This is a genomic window from Polaromonas sp. JS666, from assembly GCF_900103405.1.
Classification (GTDB): domain Bacteria; phylum Pseudomonadota; class Gammaproteobacteria; order Burkholderiales; family Burkholderiaceae_C; genus Polaromonas.
In genome coordinates this window covers 26,846-44,787 of record NZ_FNHX01000015.1, presented here as the reverse complement: position 1 = coordinate 44,787, position 17,942 = coordinate 26,846, and the positions used below count along the sequence as shown (strand labels likewise).

Annotated in this window: 16 protein-coding genes and 1 riboswitch; of the genes, 5 read left to right on the top strand and 11 right to left on the bottom strand. The window is 64.7% G+C overall.

Annotated elements, in window-relative coordinates:
• The first annotated feature begins 13 nt into the window (after window positions 1–13).
• The 4 genes from BLQ85_RS22535 (at window position 14) to alkB (ending at window position 4,380) form a co-directional block, all read left to right on the top strand.
• On the top strand, window positions 14–2,455 hold the full coding sequence (locus BLQ85_RS22535) for a heavy metal translocating P-type ATPase (protein WP_074580203.1): 2,442 nt from the start codon (window positions 14–16) through the stop codon (window positions 2,453–2,455).
• Window positions 2,448–2,864, top strand: a complete 417-nt coding sequence (gene cueR / locus BLQ85_RS22530; protein WP_074580202.1) for a Cu(I)-responsive transcriptional regulator — start codon at window positions 2,448–2,450, stop codon at window positions 2,862–2,864. The genes BLQ85_RS22535 and cueR overlap by 8 nt, the downstream gene beginning before the upstream one ends.
• A 100-nt stretch (window positions 2,865–2,964) precedes the next feature.
• Window positions 2,965–3,690 carry a 2OG-Fe(II) oxygenase gene (locus BLQ85_RS22525; RefSeq protein ID WP_074580201.1) on the top strand — a complete coding sequence of 242 codons (726 nt, stop codon included), beginning with the start codon at window positions 2,965–2,967 and terminating at the stop codon, window positions 3,688–3,690.
• Window positions 3,691–3,726: 36 nt separating this feature from the next.
• Complete coding sequence (gene alkB, locus BLQ85_RS22520) at window positions 3,727–4,380, top strand: DNA oxidative demethylase AlkB (protein ID WP_074580200.1); 654 nt, start codon at window positions 3,727–3,729, stop codon at window positions 4,378–4,380.
• A gap of 27 nt (window positions 4,381–4,407) precedes the next feature.
• Here the strand turns inward: alkB and otnI are convergent, their stop codons facing one another.
• The 9 genes from otnI to BLQ85_RS22475 form a co-directional block, all read right to left on the bottom strand.
• Complete coding sequence (otnI, locus tag BLQ85_RS22515; protein WP_074580199.1) at window positions 4,408–5,241, bottom strand: 2-oxo-tetronate isomerase; 834 nt, start codon at window positions 5,239–5,241, stop codon at window positions 4,408–4,410.
• A 5-nt stretch (window positions 5,242–5,246) separates the two neighbouring features.
• On the bottom strand, window positions 5,247–7,133 hold the full coding sequence (locus BLQ85_RS22510) for a SulP family inorganic anion transporter (RefSeq protein WP_074580198.1): 1,887 nt from the start codon (window positions 7,131–7,133) through the stop codon (window positions 5,247–5,249).
• A 93-nt stretch (window positions 7,134–7,226) separates the two neighbouring features.
• On the bottom strand, window positions 7,227–8,264 hold the full coding sequence (locus tag BLQ85_RS22505; RefSeq protein WP_074580238.1) for a Cj0069 family protein: 1,038 nt from the start codon (window positions 8,262–8,264) through the stop codon (window positions 7,227–7,229).
• A 63-nt stretch (window positions 8,265–8,327) separates the two neighbouring features.
• On the bottom strand, window positions 8,328–9,236 hold the full coding sequence (locus BLQ85_RS22500; RefSeq protein WP_074580197.1) for a Fe-Mn family superoxide dismutase: 909 nt from the start codon (window positions 9,234–9,236) through the stop codon (window positions 8,328–8,330).
• A 9-nt stretch (window positions 9,237–9,245) separates the two neighbouring features.
• Window positions 9,246–10,595: a chromate efflux transporter gene (gene chrA / locus BLQ85_RS22495; RefSeq protein ID WP_074580196.1), complete on the bottom strand. Its 1,350-nt coding sequence runs from the start codon at window positions 10,593–10,595 to the stop codon at window positions 9,246–9,248.
• A complete protein-coding gene (locus BLQ85_RS22490; RefSeq protein WP_074580195.1) occupies window positions 10,592–11,536 on the bottom strand; it encodes a chromate resistance protein ChrB domain-containing protein in 945 nt (314 codons plus the stop codon). The genes chrA and BLQ85_RS22490 overlap by 4 nt, the downstream gene beginning before the upstream one ends.
• A 308-nt stretch (window positions 11,537–11,844) precedes the next feature.
• A complete protein-coding gene (gene metW, locus BLQ85_RS22485; RefSeq protein ID WP_074580194.1) occupies window positions 11,845–12,453 on the bottom strand; it encodes a methionine biosynthesis protein MetW in 609 nt (202 codons plus the stop codon).
• Window positions 12,450–13,610: a homoserine O-succinyltransferase MetX gene (locus BLQ85_RS22480; protein ID WP_074580237.1), complete on the bottom strand. Its 1,161-nt coding sequence runs from the start codon at window positions 13,608–13,610 to the stop codon at window positions 12,450–12,452. Before BLQ85_RS22480 ends, metW begins: the two co-directional genes overlap by 4 nt.
• A gap of 137 nt (window positions 13,611–13,747) precedes the next feature.
• Complete coding sequence (locus tag BLQ85_RS22475; protein ID WP_074580193.1) at window positions 13,748–14,305, bottom strand: TMEM165/GDT1 family protein; 558 nt, start codon at window positions 14,303–14,305, stop codon at window positions 13,748–13,750.
• A 5-nt stretch (window positions 14,306–14,310) separates the two neighbouring features.
• Window positions 14,311–14,488: riboswitch (yybP-ykoY riboswitch) on the bottom strand.
• A 161-nt stretch (window positions 14,489–14,649) separates the two neighbouring features.
• On the opposite strand from BLQ85_RS22475, the gene BLQ85_RS22470 reads away from it, so the two are divergent.
• Entirely contained in the window at window positions 14,650–15,852 is a 1,203-nt protein-coding gene (locus BLQ85_RS22470; protein ID WP_074580192.1) for an ammonium transporter, read from the top strand.
• Between the two features lie 94 nt (window positions 15,853–15,946).
• On the opposite strand, the gene BLQ85_RS22465 is transcribed toward BLQ85_RS22470, so the two are convergent.
• Together BLQ85_RS22465 and BLQ85_RS22460 are read right to left on the bottom strand one after the other, a co-directional pair.
• A complete protein-coding gene (locus BLQ85_RS22465) occupies window positions 15,947–17,239 on the bottom strand; it encodes an acyl-CoA thioester hydrolase/BAAT C-terminal domain-containing protein (protein ID WP_074580191.1) in 1,293 nt (430 codons plus the stop codon).
• A gap of 63 nt (window positions 17,240–17,302) precedes the next feature.
• On the bottom strand, window positions 17,303–17,761 hold the full coding sequence (locus tag BLQ85_RS22460; protein WP_254806504.1) for a GNAT family N-acetyltransferase: 459 nt from the start codon (window positions 17,759–17,761) through the stop codon (window positions 17,303–17,305).
• Window positions 17,762–17,942 lie beyond the last annotated feature (181 nt).

The window sequence follows — 17,942 nt, the reverse complement described above, 5'->3', positions numbered from 1 at the left end:
CAGACTGCCTCCCATGAACACCACTTCCTCCCTGAAAATCCCGCCCGCCGCCGCGCTGGCCGAATGGCGGTTTCCCGTCCAGGGCATGAGCTGCGCGTCCTGTGTGGCGCGCGTGGAACGCTCGCTGGCCGATGTCCCCGGCGTGCAGGACGTCAGCGTCAATTTCGCAACCGAGCAGGCCAGCGTCAAGGCACGCGGCGATGTCGGCATGGATACCTTGAAGGCCGCCGTCGCGAAAGCCGGCTACAGCGTGGCCGAACAAACCTTGAGGCTCAGGATAGAGGGCATGACTTGCGCCTCCTGCGTCTCGCGCGTGGAAAAAGCGCTCCAGCAGGTGCCAGGCGTGCTCTCGGCCAGCGTCAACCTCGCGACCGAAACCGCGGAAGTCAGCGTGGCCGGCAGCGCCGCCATGCTGCCCGCGCTGATCGAGGCGGTGGCCAAGGCCGGCTATCAGGCGCGTGACATCCCGGCGGCCGGCGAAAGCCGCGCCAACAAACCCGCCGCCGCCTGGTGGCCTGTCGCGCTGGCCGCCGCTTTGTCGGCGCCGCTGGCCCTGCCCATGGTGGGTGCGCTGTTCGGCCGGGAGTGGATGCTCGATGGCTGGCTGCAATGGCTGATCGCCACCCCGGTGCAATTCTGGCTGGGCGCACGTTTTTACCGCGCGGGCTGGAAGGCCTTGCGCGCCGGCACCGGCAATATGGACCTGCTGGTGGCCCTGGGCACCTCGGCCGCCTACGGCCTGAGCGTCTACCAGCTGCTGCGCCACGGCGGCCACGGTATGGCCCATCTGTACTTTGAAGCCTCGGCCGTCGTCATCACGCTGGTACTGCTGGGCAAATGGATGGAGGCGCGTGCCAAGCACCAGACCACCGCCGCGATCCGCGCACTGCAGGCACTGCGCCCCGACACCGCGCGCCGGCGGCGTGATGGCAAAGACGAGGATGTGGCCCTGCAAGACATCCAGCTCGGCGACCTGGTGGTGGTGCGGCCCGGCGAACGCATCGCGGTGGACGGCGAAATCGTCGAAGGCGCCACCCAGGTCGACGAATCCCTGATCACCGGCGAAAGCCTGCCCGTGGCCAAACACGCGGGCGAACGTGTGACCGGCGGCGCGGTCAATGCCGAAGGCCTGATCGTCGTGCGCACCACCGCCATAGGCGCGGAGTCCACGCTGGCGCGCATCGTGCGCATGGTGGAGTCGGCCCAGGCCAAAAAAGCGCCGATTCAACGCCTGGTGGACCAGATCAGTGCCGTCTTTGTGCCGGTGGTCATAGGCATTGCGCTGGTCACGCTGCTGGGCTGGGGCCTGGCCACGCAGAACTGGGAAGCCGCCATCCTGAACGCCGTCGCCGTGCTGGTGATTGCCTGCCCCTGCGCGCTGGGCCTGGCCACGCCCACCGCCATCATGGTGGGCACCGGGGCCGCCGCCCGCCAGGGCATCCTGATCAAGGACGCCGAGGCGCTGGAAGTCGCGCACAGCCTCAAGGTCGTGGCCTTTGACAAAACCGGCACATTGACCGAGGGCAAGCCCGAGCTGGTGGCGCTGCAACCCCAGGGCATCGCGGAGCAGGAACTGCTGGCCTGGGCCGCCGCCATCCAGTCGGGCAGCGAACACCCGCTGGCCCGCGCGGTCATGCGGCGCGCGATGGAGCAGCAGCTTGAAATCCCCGCTGCAACACAGCTGCGCGCCGTCGCCGGTCGCGGCATGGCCGCCGTGGTGGCCGGTCGCGAACTGCGGCTAGGCAGCCCGCGCTTTATGCAGGAGCTGGGCCTGGACCTCGGCAGCTTCGCGGCCCTGGATGCGCGCGCCAGGGAACTCGAAGCCCAGGGCCGCACGGTGTCCTGGCTCGCCGACGTCATGGGCACGCCCCAGCTGCTGGGGCTGCTGGCCTTTGGCGACACGCTCAAAAGCAGCGCCGCGCCGGCCATGGCCCGCCTGCACGCGCTGGGCATACAAACCGCCCTGGTGACCGGCGACAACCGCGGCAGTGCCGAAACCGTAGCGCGGCAGCTGGGCATAGACCTGGTGCACAGCCAGGTGCTGCCGGAAGACAAGGCAGCCATCATGGGCCAGCTCAAGGCCGGCGTGCAGGCCCAGGGCGGGCGCGTGGCCATGGTGGGCGACGGCATCAACGACGCGCCGGCCCTGGCTGCGGCCGACGTGGGCATTGCCATGTCCACCGGCACCGACGTGGCCATGCACGCGGCCGGCATCACGCTGATGCGCGGCGACCCGGCGCTGGTGGCCGGCGCGATCGACATTTCGCGCCGCACCTACGCCAAGATACGCCAGAACCTGTTCTGGGCTTTTGTTTACAACGTGGTCGGCATACCGCTGGCCGCGCTGGGCCTGCTGAGCCCCGTGATCGCCGGCGCCGCCATGGCGCTGAGCAGCGCCAGCGTGGTGATGAATGCCTTGCTGCTGCGCCGCTGGAAAGGAAACACCCATGACTGAAACCCTTGATAACACAGGCCCCCTCAACATCGGCCAGGCCGCCGCGCGTTCCGGCGTATCGGCCAAGATGGTTCGCCACTATGAATCGCTGGGCCTGCTGCCCACGGTGCACCGCAGCGACGCGGGCTACCGCCAGTACGGCGAAAAAGAGGTGCACACCTTGCGCTTCATACGCCGCGCCCGCGCGCTGGGTTTCAGCATGGCCGAGATCGCCGAACTGCTCAAGCTCTGGCAGAACAAGCGCCGCGCCAGCGCCGACGTCAAGCGCATCGCAATGGCCCATGTGGCCGACCTGGAGCGCCGCATTGCCGAGATGGAGGCCATGAAGCAGACCCTGGGCCACCTGGCGCACTGCTGCCAGGGCAATAGCCGGCCTGATTGCCCTATCCTGACTGAGCTGGCGGCCTGACAAAGGCTCAATGAAATGTCCGGATCCGGCGAGCGCAAGCGAGCCGGCGGATTTATCCTGGGGGTATCGATGGCTCTTCCATCGCCTCACGAACCGCCGTATGCCACCTCTTTCCAGCACACTTTCCCTGTTGCCCGCTGACACGGATGACTGGGCCACTACCACCGCCGCGCTGGACCTCCACGGCAACGCCGTGCTCCCGCAGCTGCTGAGCGCACGCGAATGCAAAACCGTGGCCGGACTGTATGCCGACGCGCGCCATTTCCGCAGCCGCGTGCTGATGCAGCGCCACGGCTTCGGCCAGGGCGAATACCAATACTTCAGCTACCCGCTGCCGGACATCGTGGCGCGGCTGCGCGCCACGCTTTACCCGCGCCTGGTCGGCGTGGCCAATGCCTGGAACCAGGCCATGGGCATAAACGTGCGCTATCCGGACGACCATGCCGATTTCCTCGCGCGCTGCCACCAGGCCGGCCAGCAGCGGCCCACGCCGCTGCTCTTGCAATACGGGCCCGGCGACTACAACTGCCTGCATCAGGACCTGTATGGCGAGCACGTGTTTCCCCTCCAGGTCGCGGTGCTGCTGTCGCGGCCGGGCGAAGACTTCACCGGCGGCGAATTTGTGCTGACCGAACAGCGCCCGCGCATGCAGTCACGGCCCGAGGTAGTGCCCTTGCAGCAGGGCGATGCCGTGGTGTTTGCCGTGCACCACCGGCCTGTGCAGGGCAGCCGCGGTTTTTACCGCGTCAACATGCGGCACGGCGTGAGCACGGTGCGCAGCGGCCACCGGCATACGCTGGGGATTATTTTTCATGACGCTGAGTGATGGCCGCTCGCGCCGCAAAGCGATCAAGGAGATGGTGTGACCCTGGGGCTTTTTGACGATGCGCCGGCGCCTTATGCCGCGCCCGAGGCCATCGCGCCGGGCGCGGCGCTGCTGCGCGGCTTTGCCCTGGAGGTCGATGAAGCCCTGCTGCAAGCCGTGGAAGCAGTCACCGCGGCCGCGCCGCTGCGCCACCTGGTCACGCCGGGCGGCTACACCATGTCGGTCGCGATGAGCAACTGCGGCGAGCTGGGCTGGGTGTCCGATCGCAGCGGCTACCGCTATGACCCCAGGGACCCGCTCTCGGGCAAGCCCTGGCCGCCCATGCCGACATGCTTTTCCGAGCTCGCTTTAAAGGCCGCCGCGCAAGCCGGTTTCGGCAACTTCCGTCCGGACGCCTGCCTGATCAACCGCTATGAACCCGGCGCGCGCCTATCGCTGCACCAGGACAAGGACGAGGGCCAGCTGGACGCGCCCATTGTGTCGGTATCGCTGGGTCTGCCGGCGGTGTTCCTGTTCGGCGGCTTGAAGCGCAGCGACAAACCCGCGCGCTACCGCCTGCTGCATGGCGACGTGGCGGTGTGGGGCGGTCCGTCGCGGCTGGCCTACCACGGCGTGGCACCACTAACTGAGGGCGAGCATGCGCGCCTGGGCCGGCAGCGCATCAATTTGACGTTTCGCCGCGCTCGCTGAGCAGGTGCTGAGTAGGCGCGAACGCGCTCAGGCGCGTTCGCGAAATTTTTTCAGCCAGCCCAGCCCGTCGCTTGTGGCATTGGCCTGGGCGCCGCGCAGCGGCTTGTATTCGCAGCCCACCCAGCCGCCGTAGCCCAGCTCATCGAGCAGCGCCAGCAGATAGGGGTAATTGATTTCGCCGACATCGGGCTCATGGCGGCCCGGCGCGCCGGCGATCTGCAGGTGGCCGACATGGCCGGTGGGCAGGTATTTGCGCAGCTTCATGGCCAGGTCGCCCTCAACGACCTGGCAGTGGTAGAGGTCCATCTGCACCTTGAGGTTGGCCGCGCCCACTTCACGGATGATTTCGTGCGCATGGTCCTGCCGGTTCAGAAAGAAACGCGGGATGTCGCGGGTGTTGATGGGCTCTATCAGCAGCTCCACGCCGACCCTGGCGGCCAGCGCGGCCGCCTCGCTCAGGTTGTTCACATAGGTGGGCTGCACCGCCTCGCGCTCCACGCCCACGGGCAACACGCCGGCCATCACATGGATGCGCGGGCAGGCCAGGGCCTGGGCGTACTCCAGCGCGATCGCGATGCCGGCACGGAACTCGGCCTCACGGCCGGGCAGGCAGGCCGTGCCTTTTTGCGAAGAGGCCCAGGCTTTTTCGATGCCGGCCGGGTCTACGCCGCCCGGCGGCCCATTGAACAGCACCAGTTGCTGGCCGTGGCGCTGCAGCATGGCCTTGAGTTCGTCCGGCGCCCAGACGTAGGGCGAGAGGATTTCCACGCCCGTGAAGCCGTCGCGCGCGGCGGCGGCGAAACGTTCAGCCATGGGAAGCTCGGTGTACATCCAGCTGAGATTGGCGGCGAATTGGGGCATGGGCTTCAGGCTACGGGTGCGGCGGCTGTGTCGGGACCGGGCGCGGTTTTGCATTCCCAGAATATCCGCGCCGTGCAGCGCCGGCAAATGTCCGGGTCCAGCTTGTTGAAGATGGTGGCGATCGCGGTGAATTTGTCGGGGAACTGGTGTTCGGACCCGAGCACACTGGTAAAGCCGGTCTTGCGCCACATGCGTATCACTTCGGGCCGCGGCCGGTGGAAGTACAGGTCGCCGCCCATGGCGCGGCGCGCGGCGAGTTCGGCCTCCCAGAGCTCGGCGCCGGCCAGGTCGATGAAGTTCATGCTCTTGCCCATGACCAGCAGATGTTTTTGCGGCTGGGGCTGGGTGCGCAGAGCGTGCAGGATGTCGGCCACATGCTGGGTCGCACCGAAATAAACCTCGCCCTCCATGCGCAGCAGCTTCAATTGCGGGCACTCGGGCAGCACCTGGCGCGGCGCTTCGTCGGGCCCGTCAGGGCCCGGCGATTTTTTGGTTTCCAGGCCCGCATCGGGCGAGTTGTCGATCACCACGAACTGGCGGTCCAGGCCTCGGCTGTCAAAGCCCATGGTGCGCATCGCGGGCTTTGAGGTGCGATAGAGGAAGGACATGAGCGACAAGATCATGCCCAGCAGGATGGCGATTTCCAGCCTTAGGGTCACGGTCGCCGCCATGGTGGCCAGTGCTACGCCGAAGTCGCTGCGGCTCAGGGTGAACAGCTGGCGCCAGCGCGCGGCGTCGAGCAGCGCGAAAGCCACCAGCACCAGCAGCGCCGCCAGCGCCGCCATGGGGATCTGCGCAAGCAGCGGCGCACTGACGGCCACCAGCGCCAGCAGCAGCACGGCGGAAAACACCGAGGCCAGCGGCGTGCACGCGCCGGCTTCCAGGTTGGGCATGGAGCGGTTCATGGAACCGCAGGACACATAACTCGAGAAAAACCCGCCCACGATGTTGGACAGGCCCTGGCCGCGGAACTCGCGATTCGCGTCTATGCGCTGGCCGGAGCGCAGCGCCACCGTCTTGGCGATCGAGATCGCCTGGCCCAGGGCGACGATGGTCAGCGCAAAAGCCAGGCCGACCAGGTCGGCGGCCTGGGCCCAGCTGATGCGCGGCAGCTCAAAGCGCGGCCAGGGCACGGGAATCTGGCCCACGGTGCGCAGCGAGGCCGAGGGCTGGGCACCAGGGTACAACCAGCTGCTCCAGACCCAGGCCAGCGCGGTGGCCACCGCCAACCCGACCAGCATATAAGGCCAGTTGCGGCGCAGGCGGCGCAGCAGCAGGGCCACACCCAGCGTGATGGCCGCGACGCCCAGCGCCAGCGGCTGGGCGGACGTGAGGTTGGTGAGCACATGCCCCAGCACGGCGGCCGCGCTGTGCTCCGGCGCGGCGGCCAGGCCCAGCAAATCGGGCAGGGCGTGCACGGCGATCAGCAGCGCGGCGCCCGAGGTAAAACCAAACAGCACGGCCGGCGAGATGAAGTTGGCCAGCACACCCAGGCGCAGCGCGCCTATCAGCCACTGCATGACGCCCACCATCACGGTGACGGCCAGCGCGAGCTGGATGTACAGCGGGCTGAAGGCCATGGCCAGCGGCGAGAGCATGGCGAACAAGGCCAGCGAGTTGGCGTTGGTCGGGCCCGACATGACATGCCGGCTGGAGCCGAACAGCGCGGCGATGATGCAGGGAATGACGGCGGTGTACAGGCCGTAGGCCGGCGGCAGGCCGGCCAGTGTCGCGAAGGCAATGCCTTGCGGCAGCACCAGCACCGCGCCCAGCAGGCCGGCCATCGCGTCGGCACGCACGCTGGCGGGCGACACTTCGCGCACCCAGTCGCCGAACAGGCGTTCCAGGAGCGGAATTGATGACCGGGGTGCTGGGGCGGCTGAGGGTTCCATCACGAAGGCTTGAGCATACCGCGCCCGGCGCGCGGGGCGCCCGTGGTGGCGTTCAGGCCAGCCCGGCCAGGGCCGAAGCCGCGATCACCTGGATCAAATCTGCTCCAGACGACGTTGCACAGCCAAAACCAGTGGCTGGATTGCGGAGTCCGGGAACGGGGCTACGCTGCTGACGTTAATCTCACAGAGCACGTAGCGCTCCGATGCGTCGGCCGGGCGTTCGCCGAACATGAAGTCGCAGTCCCATAAAAAGGGAAGCTGCTCGCGCGCGAGGCCGACGCGCGCACATAACAATTCGATCCACCCGGTCTCGAGCCGTTCCTTCAGCGCCTGGAATTGCTGCAGGTTCGCCGCGTGGTACAGCCTCGGGCCTGGTTGCGGGGCAGGCTCGCCCGGCGCGGCAGGGTAGAGCGCATTCACGGACTGGAGCCCGAATCCTTCGACGCGACCTTCCACCAGATAGGCCCGAACCATGCCTTCGGCCAACCGCGGTTGCCACGCCTGGTCGACCATGTGTCCACCATTCGCCGGCTCGAAGTACGGAGCCAGTCTTGCCAGGAGCGCCGGAAGTTCCATCAGCTCCTCGTCGCTGCCACGCTGGGCGTGACGCACACGCAGGCACGCGGGTGTGCCAATGGGGCCAACCAGCTCCACACGCCAGACACCGATCCCGCTATGCCCCCGGTATTGCTTGAGCACCCGTGGACCCTGGCGGAGTCGTTCCGGCAATTCCTCCTCAAGCTGTTTGGGGCTTTCGATTCGGCAAACGTCGCTGCCGAACGGGAGATCGCGCGTGTGGAACAAGACGTCCTTGGTTCCCAGCTTCAGGATGGTCTCGGGGTGCGCGCTGACCACAACCCCCAAGTCGGCAACCCGTCGCAGCATGGCATCCAGAACATCCCGCCTTCGTCCACCTTCGATGGGGTTGCACCAGGTCAGCACAAGGCGGCAGTCGCGCAACTGCGCCTCCACCTCCTCGGCGAAGGCGTCGTTGTACACGGCCGGGACGGCGGTTACTCCAGCGCTTGCAAACGCCTCGAACAAAGCGGCAAAGCGGCTTTCAGCTGGATCTGCACGGTTCCGCATGGCGCGATCGCCGGGATATAGCAATGCGACGGAAGGCCTGGGCATGATCAACTCCTTGAACGCTCACGCGTGCAACCGGCAACGCGCATTTCTGCTGGCAATCACTCCTCAGGCTTGCTTTGCCGCGAGCGGCCGGCCGGCGGCTTTCCAGCCGTCGATGCCGCCGCTCAGGAATCTGGCATCGACGCCAGCCGCGCGCAGGCGCATGGCTGTGGATCGCCCGACCTCGTGCCCATACACGCAATAGACCATCACAGGCTTGTCCTTGGGCAACTGCGCGGACCAGGCGTTTACTTCGGCCGGGTCTCGCCACTCCGCGCCAGGGATGAGGGTGTCCGCCTGGTCGAAGACACCGGCCCGGCGGACGTCCAGAACGTGAGCGCCGGCGAGGTCGTCCGCGGTGGCGGCGAACGGTTCGCTTGAGGTCTCCACGGCGGCCTGGTAGCGCTCGTACACTCGCGTCCAGTTGATGTTCTCCATAAAGGCGTCCACATACTGCCCGGCGGCCGCGCCGAAATCCAGGTGATAGGCGTGCTCGTACATGTCGAGCGCCAGGATGGGGATGCCACCAGCCACCGCGTGCGTGTGGTCGGCGGCCCACTGGTTCACCAGGGTTCCTTCTCGCGGCTGGAATATCAGCAGCACCCAGCCGGAGCCGCCGGCCATGGCCTTGCCCATGGCGGTGAACTCCTCACGCCATCGTTCAACGCTCCCAAAATTCGATTGCAGCGCGAGCACCGCAGCAGGTGCCAACGGCTCACTGGTGGCACCGAGGCAGTCGAAGTACAGCTCGTGCAGCAGCATCGAGTTCGTGGCGATAAGTTCCTCGCGCTTGAGTCCATTCAGCTCGAAACCGGTGGCCGTCGCGAAAGGCATCTCCCGCAGCCGGCCGCGGATGGCATTGAGTCGCTTGACCGCACCGCTGTAGTTGTTCTGGTGGTGGCTGCGCAGCAACTTTTCCGAAAGACCCTTGATGCCTGCAGGGTCGAAGGGGAGATCGTGAATAAGAGCGTCCATGGGTGCACCTTAAATAATGTTGGTGAGTCGCAGCGCCAAGCCGACGATGCCGGAGACCAGCACCACGGGAATGACGCCAGCTTTGAAGCGGAATAGCGCCACCGCGGCCGCTGTTCCGATGACGGCTGAAGCCCACTCGAACCGGCCCGAGAGGCCTTGCGGCCAGAGCACGTGATACGCAAAGAACACAGCGAGATTCAGGATCACGCCCACCACGGCGGCGGTGATGCCAACCAGCGGGGCCGTGAACTTCAGGTTGCCGTGCGTGGACTCAATGAACGGCCCGCCAAGGAGGATGAAGAAGAACGAGGGAAGAAAGGTGAAGAAGGTGACCACCGTCGCCGCGACGGCACCGGCCAGGAACAGCGATTCCGGACCGAAAATAGCCTTTGTCCAGCCACCAACGAAGCCGACGAACGCAACGACCATGATGAGGGGACCCGGTGTGGTCTCGCCTAGCGCCAGACCGTCAATCATCTGGGGGCCGGTGAGCCACTGGTAGTGGTCCACCGCGCCCTGATAGACGTACGGCAATACCGCGTAAGCGCCGCCAAAGGTCAGCAGCGCGGCCTTGGTGAAGAACCACGCCATCTGCGTGAGCACCGCGTCCCACCCGTAGGCAGCCGTAAGAGCACCGATGACGGCTACCCATAGACTGAGACAGACGACCAGCACTTGCCTGAAACGCTTCCAGGTGAAGAGCGCATGGGAGGGTGTGGGCGTGTGGTCATCGATGAGGGCCGGGCCGAACTGCTTGGCGGAACTGCCGTGGCCACCGGTCTTGAACTTGTCGGGTGCGTACTTCCCGCCGAAGTAGCCGATGGTGCCAGCCGCCAGCACGATCAGCGGGAATGGGAGGTTGAAGGCGAAGATGGAGATGAAGGCCGCGGCCGCAACGCCCCATAGCCAGCCGTTTTTCAGGGCACGGGAGCCGACGCGGTAGGCGGCATGCACCACCAGTGCGGTGACGGCAGGCTTGATGCCGTAGAACATGCCCGCGATGGCAGGGACGTGGCCGAAGGCCATGTAGACCCAGGACAGCGCCATCAGGATGAACAGCGACGGCAGAACGAACAGCCCGCCTGCGACCACGCCGCCCCAGGTCCTGTGCATCAACCATCCAATGTAGGTCGCAAGCTGTTGCGCCTCCGGGCCGGGCAGCAGCATGCAGTAGTTCAGGGCATGCAGGAACCTGTTCTCGGAAATCCAGCGCCGACGCTCCACGAGCTCCTCGTGCATGATGGCAATCTGCCCGGCAGGCCCGCCGAAGCTGATGAAGCCAAGCTTCAGCCAGAAGGAGAACGCTTGTCCCCGGGTGATGGGTTCGGGGGCCGTTTGGTCCAGGGTATGCGTTGTCATTTGGCGGCCTTCAAAGCAGCATGCAGGGTGTCAAAAAAGGCGAAAGCCGCTTCATGCAGCTCATCGTCGTCTGCGTATTGCGCTTGCAAGCCACGAACGATCATTTCGATACCCGGCGCTTCGTCGAGCGGAATACCACCGACGTCGATGTAGTGCACGAGCTGCCCGAGCCGCGCCAGGGCGGGCTTCTCGTCGAGACCGAAGCTCTTGGCGACGACTTCAAACGTCACCAGTTCACCCACGTGCGTGAAGGTCGCGCCGTCGAAGTCGTAGCCGAGAGCCGATTTGGGGCACTTCTTGGGATCCGACAGCCAGATGAAGCTCGGGGACTTATCGATGAAGCGACTGACCAGCCAGGCGGTGGCCAGACGGTCTACCCACGGGCGCTTTCGGGTGGCCCAGGTACGTCCCTGATAGTCCGCGATGGCGAGCGAGGGAACAACAGCCTTCGTAGGCGAGGGCTCGTCCGGTGAGAGATGAAGTTCAATCTCACGACGCAGCGTCGTGACCGCGTCAACACACCGGGTGCCGTCCTCGCTCGGGAAGAAATCGCTCGCCTGGATTTGCTGCAGTTGCTGCTCAAGGTTGCGCAATGTCTTGTGGAGCTCCGCTTCAGTGGCCTTCCCAATGCTCTTGCGCGCGTCCTTCACGGCCTGCAACAGCTCCGCATAGTGCTCGGAGCGGTCGAACAGGGCCCGGAACGCCTGTTCCTGGGCCGCATCGCGCGCCCGCAACTCGAGCAAGTGGGCATCAGCGCCAGCGTCGGCAATTGTCTTGGCGAGCTCCCGCAGGGCAAGGGCGGAGGGTGCGATGGCCGGAAGAACATAGACCCCCTCCCGAAGCGTTCCCGCACCTGTCGCCTTGAGCGCGCGCCACACCCGAACCCGCAGACCACTCGGCGTGGTCGGCAGTGTCGCCGTAAGGATTAGCCAGTCATTCATGAAGCAAATATCTCATAAAGTGATGAACGTTACAAGAGGGTTGCCCGAATTTGTGCTGAAAATGCACTGTTGGCAGTTTTTCGGACGCGTTGCAACATGCCCAAGCACTGCTTGGAGGCGCCGGGGTGCGATCCCGGAATTCGCCGACCCATTCGGAATTGCGGCTTATGGCCGCTTCCGGCCGAAGCCATCGGCCGTTTGGTTACCGAGCCCTCAGTGAACTAAGAACCCATCGAATTCGCCCAATGGGTGGGCGCGTGGCCAGGGTGCAGAGAGGACGACTTCATCCAGGCACTCCGGCGCCCGTCCTAGGCGTGCCGGAACTTGAACACCGCCCGGCTGGCGCGGGCATTCGGCCAGAAGCGGACTTCGCGGCCGTCCTGCAGGCCGAAGGCGTCGAGAATTTCCAGCCGGTTCTGCAGCGCCAGCGCCTCAAAGTCCTGCAGCGTGCCGACACGAATATTGGGCGTGTCGTACCACTGGTAGGGCAGCACCTTGGTCACCGGCATGCGGCCGCGCGCGACGGCCAGGCGATTCGGCCAATGGCCGAAGTTGGGAAACACGACGATGCCGGCGCGGCCCACGCGCGCGGTTTCGCGCAACATGGTTTCGGCGTTGCGCAGGTGTTGCAGGGTGTCTATCTGCAGCACCACGTCGAAGGAACTGTCACCGAACAGCGCCAGGCCTTCCTCGAGGTTGAGCTGGATCACGTTGACGCCGCGCGCCACGCAGGCCTGCACGTTGGCGTCGTTGATTTCGACGCCGTAGCCCGAACAGCCGCGCTCGCGGATCAGGTAGTCCAGCAATTCGCCGGTGCCGCAGCCCAGGTCGAGCACGCGGGAGCCGGGCGGCACCAGGCGGGCGATGGACAGCATGTCGGCCGAGGGCTGCACAGTGAGGTTGACTATCGGGTTCATGCGGCCACCTTGCTCTGGAAATAGGAACGCACCACACCGAGGTAGCGCTCGTCCTCCAGCAAAAAGGCATCGTGGCCGTGCGGCGCGTCGATTTCGGCGTAGCTCACGTCGCGCTGGTTGTCGAGCAAGGCCTTGACGATCTCGCGGCTGCGCGCGGGCGAAAAACGCCAGTCGGTGGTAAAGCTCACCAGCAGGAATTTGGCCTTGACCTGGGCCAACGCCTGGGTGAGGCTGCCGCCGTAGGCGCGCGCCGGGTCGAAGTAGTCGAGCGCGCGCGTGATCAGCAAATAGGTGTTGGCGTCGAAGTACTCGCTGAACTTGTCGCCCTGGTAGCGCAGATAGCTTTCGATTTCAAATTCGATGTCCTGCGTGGTGTATTTGTAGGGCGCGTCGGCGCTCGCGGTTTCCGCGACCGCCTGGCGCAGCTGGCGGCCGAATTTTTCGTTCATCACATCGTCGCTCAAATAGGTGATGTGGCCGATCATGCGGGCGATGCGCAGCCCGCGCTTGGGCAGCACGCCGTGGCGGTAAAAATGGCCGCCGTGGAAGTCCGGGTCGGTCACGATGGCGCGCCTGGCCACTTCGTTGAAGGCGATGTTTTCGGCCGTAAGGTTGGGCGCGCTGGCCACCACCACGGCGTGGCGCACACGCTCGGGGTATTGCAGCGTCCAGGCCAGGGCCTGCATGCCGCCCAGGCTGCCACCCATGACGGCGGCCAGGGTCTGTATGCCCAGGCGGTCCAGCAGGCGGGCCTGCGCGCTGACCCAGTCCTGCACCGTGACGACGGGGAAATCAGCGCCGTAGAGTTCCTGCGTGTCGGGATTGGGCTGCATGGGGCCGGTGGAGCCGAAGCACGAGCCCAGGTTGTTGACGCCGATCACGAAGAAGCGGTCGGTGTCCACCGGCTTGCCGGGACCAATCATGGTGTCCCACCAGCCTTCGGATTTCTCTATGGGCTGCCCCTGCGCATCGAGGTAGACGCCCGCTACATGGTGCGAGGCGTTGAGCGCGTGGCAGATCAGCACGGCGTTGGATTTGTCGGCGTTGAGCTCGCCATAGGTTTCATAGCTCAGGTCGTAGGCGCGTATCGAGGCGCCGCTCTGCAGCGGCAGTGCCTCGACAAAATGCATGCTGAGCGGGGTGGCAATCAGTGTCAAAAAATCACCTGCAGAAAACAAAAAACCCGGCGTCGCTAAAGCGAGTCCGGGTCCTTTGGAGTTCGTCTTTAGCTGTACTTTTTAAGCGCCCGCAAGCTGAGCAAATCGGCGCTGAGAGGAAGTATACCAAGCCGGGGTCACATCAAGAACGCGGCCAGCCCCAGCCCGGCGAAGATCAGCGCCGACACGATGTGCACGGCGCGCAGCGGCAGCAGGCGCGTGACGCGCTCGCCGAGCCAGACCACCGGTGCGTTGGCCAGCATCATGCCCAGCGTGGTGCCCGCGACCACGCCGGCGATGGCGTCGTAGCGCGCGGCCAGCATCACGGTGGCGATTTGCGTCTTGTCGCCCATTTCGGCCAGGAAGAACACCAGCACAGTGGTGAAGAAAACGCCGAAGCGCGGCGGTTTCCCGTCCTCGTCCGCCTCGATCTTGTCGGGCACCAGCATCCACACCGCCATGGCCAGGAAAGATGCGCCCAGGATCCAGCGCAGCGTTTGCGGACCGACCAGCGTGGTCACCCAGGCGCCGGCCGCGCCGGCCAGGGCGTGGTTGGCCAGGGTCGCGACCAGGATGCCGGCGACGATGGGCCAAGGCTTTTTGAAGCGGGCGGCGAGGATGAGGGCGAGGAGTTGCGTCTTGTCGCCCATTTCGGCGAGGGCGACGATGCCCGTGGAGACGAGGAAAGCTTCCATGTAAAAGACTCCGGCCGGACGAAAACCCATGACTGCACGCCATCCCCGGCCTGAAGCGGAGGCTGTGCAGTCAAAGGTCTCGCGTAGTCCGAAGACCGCTTGCGCCATGTTCCGCAGGAACAAGTCTGTTGACGCAAGCCCCTTTCAGGATTGAAAGGCTGGCTACTCCCCAATGACAGTCTGCATTGTAGCCGCCGCTCCCCCCGCCCTTTTTGAAAGCAGAAGTTGGTGCACGTCAGCGCCCTCCGCACGGTTGCGGCGCATTTCTTGCTTGTATTTGGTGCGATTCCTGAAATTCACGGAATTACGCACCAATAAATCACATTTCATCTGAAGAGGGACCTATGGAAGCACTAAAACAGGGCTCGGACGCCTTGTTCATTCTGCTGGGCGGCATCATGGTGCTCGCCATGCATGCCGGTTTTGCCTTTCTGGAACTGGGCACGGTTCGCAAGAAGAACCAGGTCAATGCGCTGGTCAAGATCCTGGTGGACTTCTCGGTGTCCACCGTGGTGTATTTTGTGGTGGGCTATGGCGTGGCCTACGGCACGCATTTTTTCGTCGGCGCTGAGCAGCTGGCCGCCAAAAACGGCTATGAGCTGGTCAAGTTCTTTTTCCTGCTGACCTTTGCCGCGGCGATCCCGGCGATTATTTCGGGCGGCATTGCCGAGCGCGCGCGCTTTTACCCGCAGCTGATCGCCACGGCCGTCATCGTGGGCTTTGTCTATCCCTTTTTCGAGGGCATCGTCTGGAACCAGCATTTCGGCGTGCAGGCCTGGATCAAGTCCCTGGCCGGCGCGGAGTTCCATGACTTCGCGGGCTCCATCGTGGTCCATGCGGTGGGTGGCTGGCTGGCATTGCCCGCGGTGATCCTGCTGGGCGCGCGCAGCAACCGCTACCGCAAGGACGGCGCCGTGTCGGCCCACCCGCCATCCAATATTCCCTTCCTGGCGCTGGGCGCCTGGATTTTGACCGTGGGCTGGTTCGGCTTCAATGTGATGAGCGCGCAGACCATCGACAAGATTTCCGGCCTGGTCGCCGTCAATTCGCTGATGGCCATGGTGGGCGGCACGCTGGCGGCGCTGGCCTTTGGCAAGAACGACCCGGGCTTCGTGCACAACGGCCCGCTGGCCGGCTTGGTGGCGGTGTGCGCGGGCTCGGACCTGATGCATCCGCTGGGCGCGCTGGTGACGGGCGGCGTGGCCGGCGGCGTCTTCGTCGTGATGTTCACGCTGACGCAGAATAAATGGAAGGTCGACGACGTGCTAGGCGTGTGGCCGCTGCACGGCTTGTGCGGCCTGTGGGGCGGCATCGCGGCCGGCATTTTCGGCAGCCAGGCGCTGGGCGGGCTAGGCGGCGTGAGCCTGGGTGCGCAGCTTTTAGGCAGCGCCATGGGCGTGGGCTGGGCCTTGCTGGCGGGTTTTGCCGTCTACGGCGTCCTCAAGGCCACCATGGGGCTGCGCCTGAGCCAGGAAGAAGAGTTTGAGGGCGCGGACCTGTCCATCCACCGCATAGGCTCGACGCCGGACCGCGAAGTCAACTGGTAGCGGTGGTCGTTGGAGAGGAACTCCCAATCACCCCTGAGACATTTGATTGGAAGACGCAATCGTAGGTCCGCTCGTGGCTGGTGGTCGCTTGTCGTTAGCCGTCGGCCAAGGCGTTTTGCAAGAATGCGAGGACGCGCGGCCACGAGTCCTGTCTCGCCCGTGCGGCTCCTTCGGGCGTGCCACCTCTGTCCACATCCTCCCCGGAGACGGGGTGCTTTGACTTCAGCATGGTCGTCGGTGCGTTGGGCCAAGCGATGCTGTGTCCCGCGCCTGGGTAGCTGAGATGCTCGAATCGGTGAGGAAAGTCCTTCTGTCTGAAGCGCTGGATAGCGAACTCCGTCAGTGCGGTCGACGGCCACACTCCGTCGTCCACCCCCGAAATCATGAGTACGGGCCCTTGGATTCTTTCCACCGGAATGGAGGTCTTCGCAGCGTAGTCAGCGTCCTGCAGCGGAATCAAATACCAGTCGAAGCTACCTTCGCGCGCACGCCCGGCCGCAAGTTCCTTGTCCCACTCTTCGTAGCTCAAGGTTGATGCGAACGAAATCTCTTGTCCGCCCAGCGTCCAGGCACCGTTGCCGCTCGCTGGATAGGCTGGCCCGACGATGCCGCTAGGAACGTAAGCAACGACGGCACGAATCTGAGGAAAGGTCGCTCCGAGCAAAAGCGCCAACTCTCCGCCTCGCGAGAGTCCTGTCACCGCTATATGGTTCGCCGCGACTGCCGGCTGAGCGGCCAACCATTCAAGAGCCGTCTCGAAGTACTCAAGTGGAATTCGGTCGAGTGTGGGCGGCAGACCTTCAGCAGCAAAATACGCCAGCGCAAGAGCCGAGAACCCATGCGATGCAAACAACCCGGCCATTTCCTGCGACCATGCCAAGCCGCCATTGGAGCCTCCGACGACGAGTACAGTCGGATGAGGGCCGGGTTTCGCAGGTTCAAACATCCTGCCGACCAAGCCACGCTCGCGCACCTCTCGAGACAAGACGTCTGCGCTCGTAAACGTCATCTTGATGCACTGAGTTACAGAGGTCTTGCCGTCTTCAGTAATTGCCGCCAGCGTTACCGTGGACGGGTCTCTGCTCAAACCGCTGGAATGCGGCTCGGGGGAGCCAGCCACTGGTGCGCGCGACCAAAACAACCCCATGGCATCAATGCCCTGGTAGGAGCCGGCGGTAGGCGCATGGCAACTGAGGTCCACGACTCCGTTCGCATCAGCAACGAAGGCGGCTTGAGACATCAGCATGGCGTTTCCATGGACAGCACTGGAGAGGCGAACAGTCACACGCTCCTGCGCCGAAAGTCCGCGAATGCGAATGACCAGAGTTTGGTCTACCAGGCACTCGCCAGGAAGTGGGTCGAATTTGATTCGGGACTGTCCGGTCATTGAGCGATTGTTGTTGGCCTGACGGTCTACGCGCGCATACTATTGTGAACTGCGGTCACATCCCTAGGGTTGCAACGACTTCTTCATGTGGGCCAGGTAGAAGCCTTTGACGTAGCCGTCGATGCGCGCAAACTCTTCGTAGCCCTGCTTGATGTAAAAATCACGCGCCTGCCATTCAAAGGTTTCGAGAGCCGCATTTCTCGCGCCCAGCGCTTGCGCATTCTTCTCCGCAGCCGCAAGAAGTTTGCTGCCCAGGCCCGCCCGCCTCACCGCCTCGTCCACAAAGAGAATATCGATTCGGAACCAATTCGGAAACACAAATCCACGGACCCCGCCAACCAGGCGGCTATCGCTGTCCTTTGCGCTGAGCCAAACAGGCTGTACTTCTCCGTATTCGCCAACATATCGATAGTTGAACTGTCGAATACGACCGCCCAGTTCGCTTGAGCGCACCTCCTCCGCTGTCGGAGTGTAAATCTCGAAGCTGCTCATAGATGGCAAGGCCGGCTCGGGTGGGTTCATGTGCCGCAGCATACCGCCTGCCGTCAATCCAGTGGCGGCACCCCCATGCCACTTTTTGGTATGGCCGATCGTGGGTAAAAAGTGGCGCCCACCAGACGCCTATGGCAGGCCCGGCAAGAATTGCTCAGCTTCGGCAGGCTGTATTATTTTCTATCGGTAGCGGCCGCGCCCGCCTGCCGCT

Excerpts from the sequence above, each read along its gene's own strand:
- BLQ85_RS22535 (WP_074580203.1), top strand. The coding sequence starts at position 14 with ATGAACACCACTTCCTCCCTGAAAATCCCGCCCGCCGCCGCGCTGGCC.
- cueR (WP_074580202.1), top strand. The coding sequence starts at position 2,448 with ATGACTGAAACCCTTGATAACACAGGCCCCCTCAACATCGGCCAGGCC.
- BLQ85_RS22525 (WP_074580201.1), top strand. The coding sequence starts at position 2,965 with ATGCCACCTCTTTCCAGCACACTTTCCCTGTTGCCCGCTGACACGGAT.
- otnI (WP_074580199.1), bottom strand. The coding sequence starts at position 5,241 with ATGCCCCAATTCGCCGCCAATCTCAGCTGGATGTACACCGAGCTTCCC.
- BLQ85_RS22510 (WP_074580198.1), bottom strand. The coding sequence starts at position 7,133 with ATGGAACCCTCAGCCGCCCCAGCACCCCGGTCATCAATTCCGCTCCTG.
- BLQ85_RS22505 (WP_074580238.1), bottom strand. The coding sequence starts at position 8,264 with ATGCCCAGGCCTTCCGTCGCATTGCTATATCCCGGCGATCGCGCCATG.
- BLQ85_RS22500 (WP_074580197.1), bottom strand. The coding sequence starts at position 9,236 with ATGGACGCTCTTATTCACGATCTCCCCTTCGACCCTGCAGGCATCAAG.
- chrA (WP_074580196.1), bottom strand. The coding sequence starts at position 10,595 with ATGACAACGCATACCCTGGACCAAACGGCCCCCGAACCCATCACCCGG.
- BLQ85_RS22490 (WP_074580195.1), bottom strand. The coding sequence starts at position 11,536 with ATGAATGACTGGCTAATCCTTACGGCGACACTGCCGACCACGCCGAGT.
- metW (WP_074580194.1), bottom strand. The coding sequence starts at position 12,453 with ATGAACCCGATAGTCAACCTCACTGTGCAGCCCTCGGCCGACATGCTG.
- BLQ85_RS22475 (WP_074580193.1), bottom strand. The coding sequence starts at position 14,305 with ATGGAAGCTTTCCTCGTCTCCACGGGCATCGTCGCCCTCGCCGAAATG.
- BLQ85_RS22470 (WP_074580192.1), top strand. The coding sequence starts at position 14,650 with ATGGAAGCACTAAAACAGGGCTCGGACGCCTTGTTCATTCTGCTGGGC.
- BLQ85_RS22465 (WP_074580191.1), bottom strand. The coding sequence starts at position 17,239 with ATGACCGGACAGTCCCGAATCAAATTCGACCCACTTCCTGGCGAGTGC.
- BLQ85_RS22460 (WP_254806504.1), bottom strand. The coding sequence starts at position 17,761 with ATGAACCCACCCGAGCCGGCCTTGCCATCTATGAGCAGCTTCGAGATT.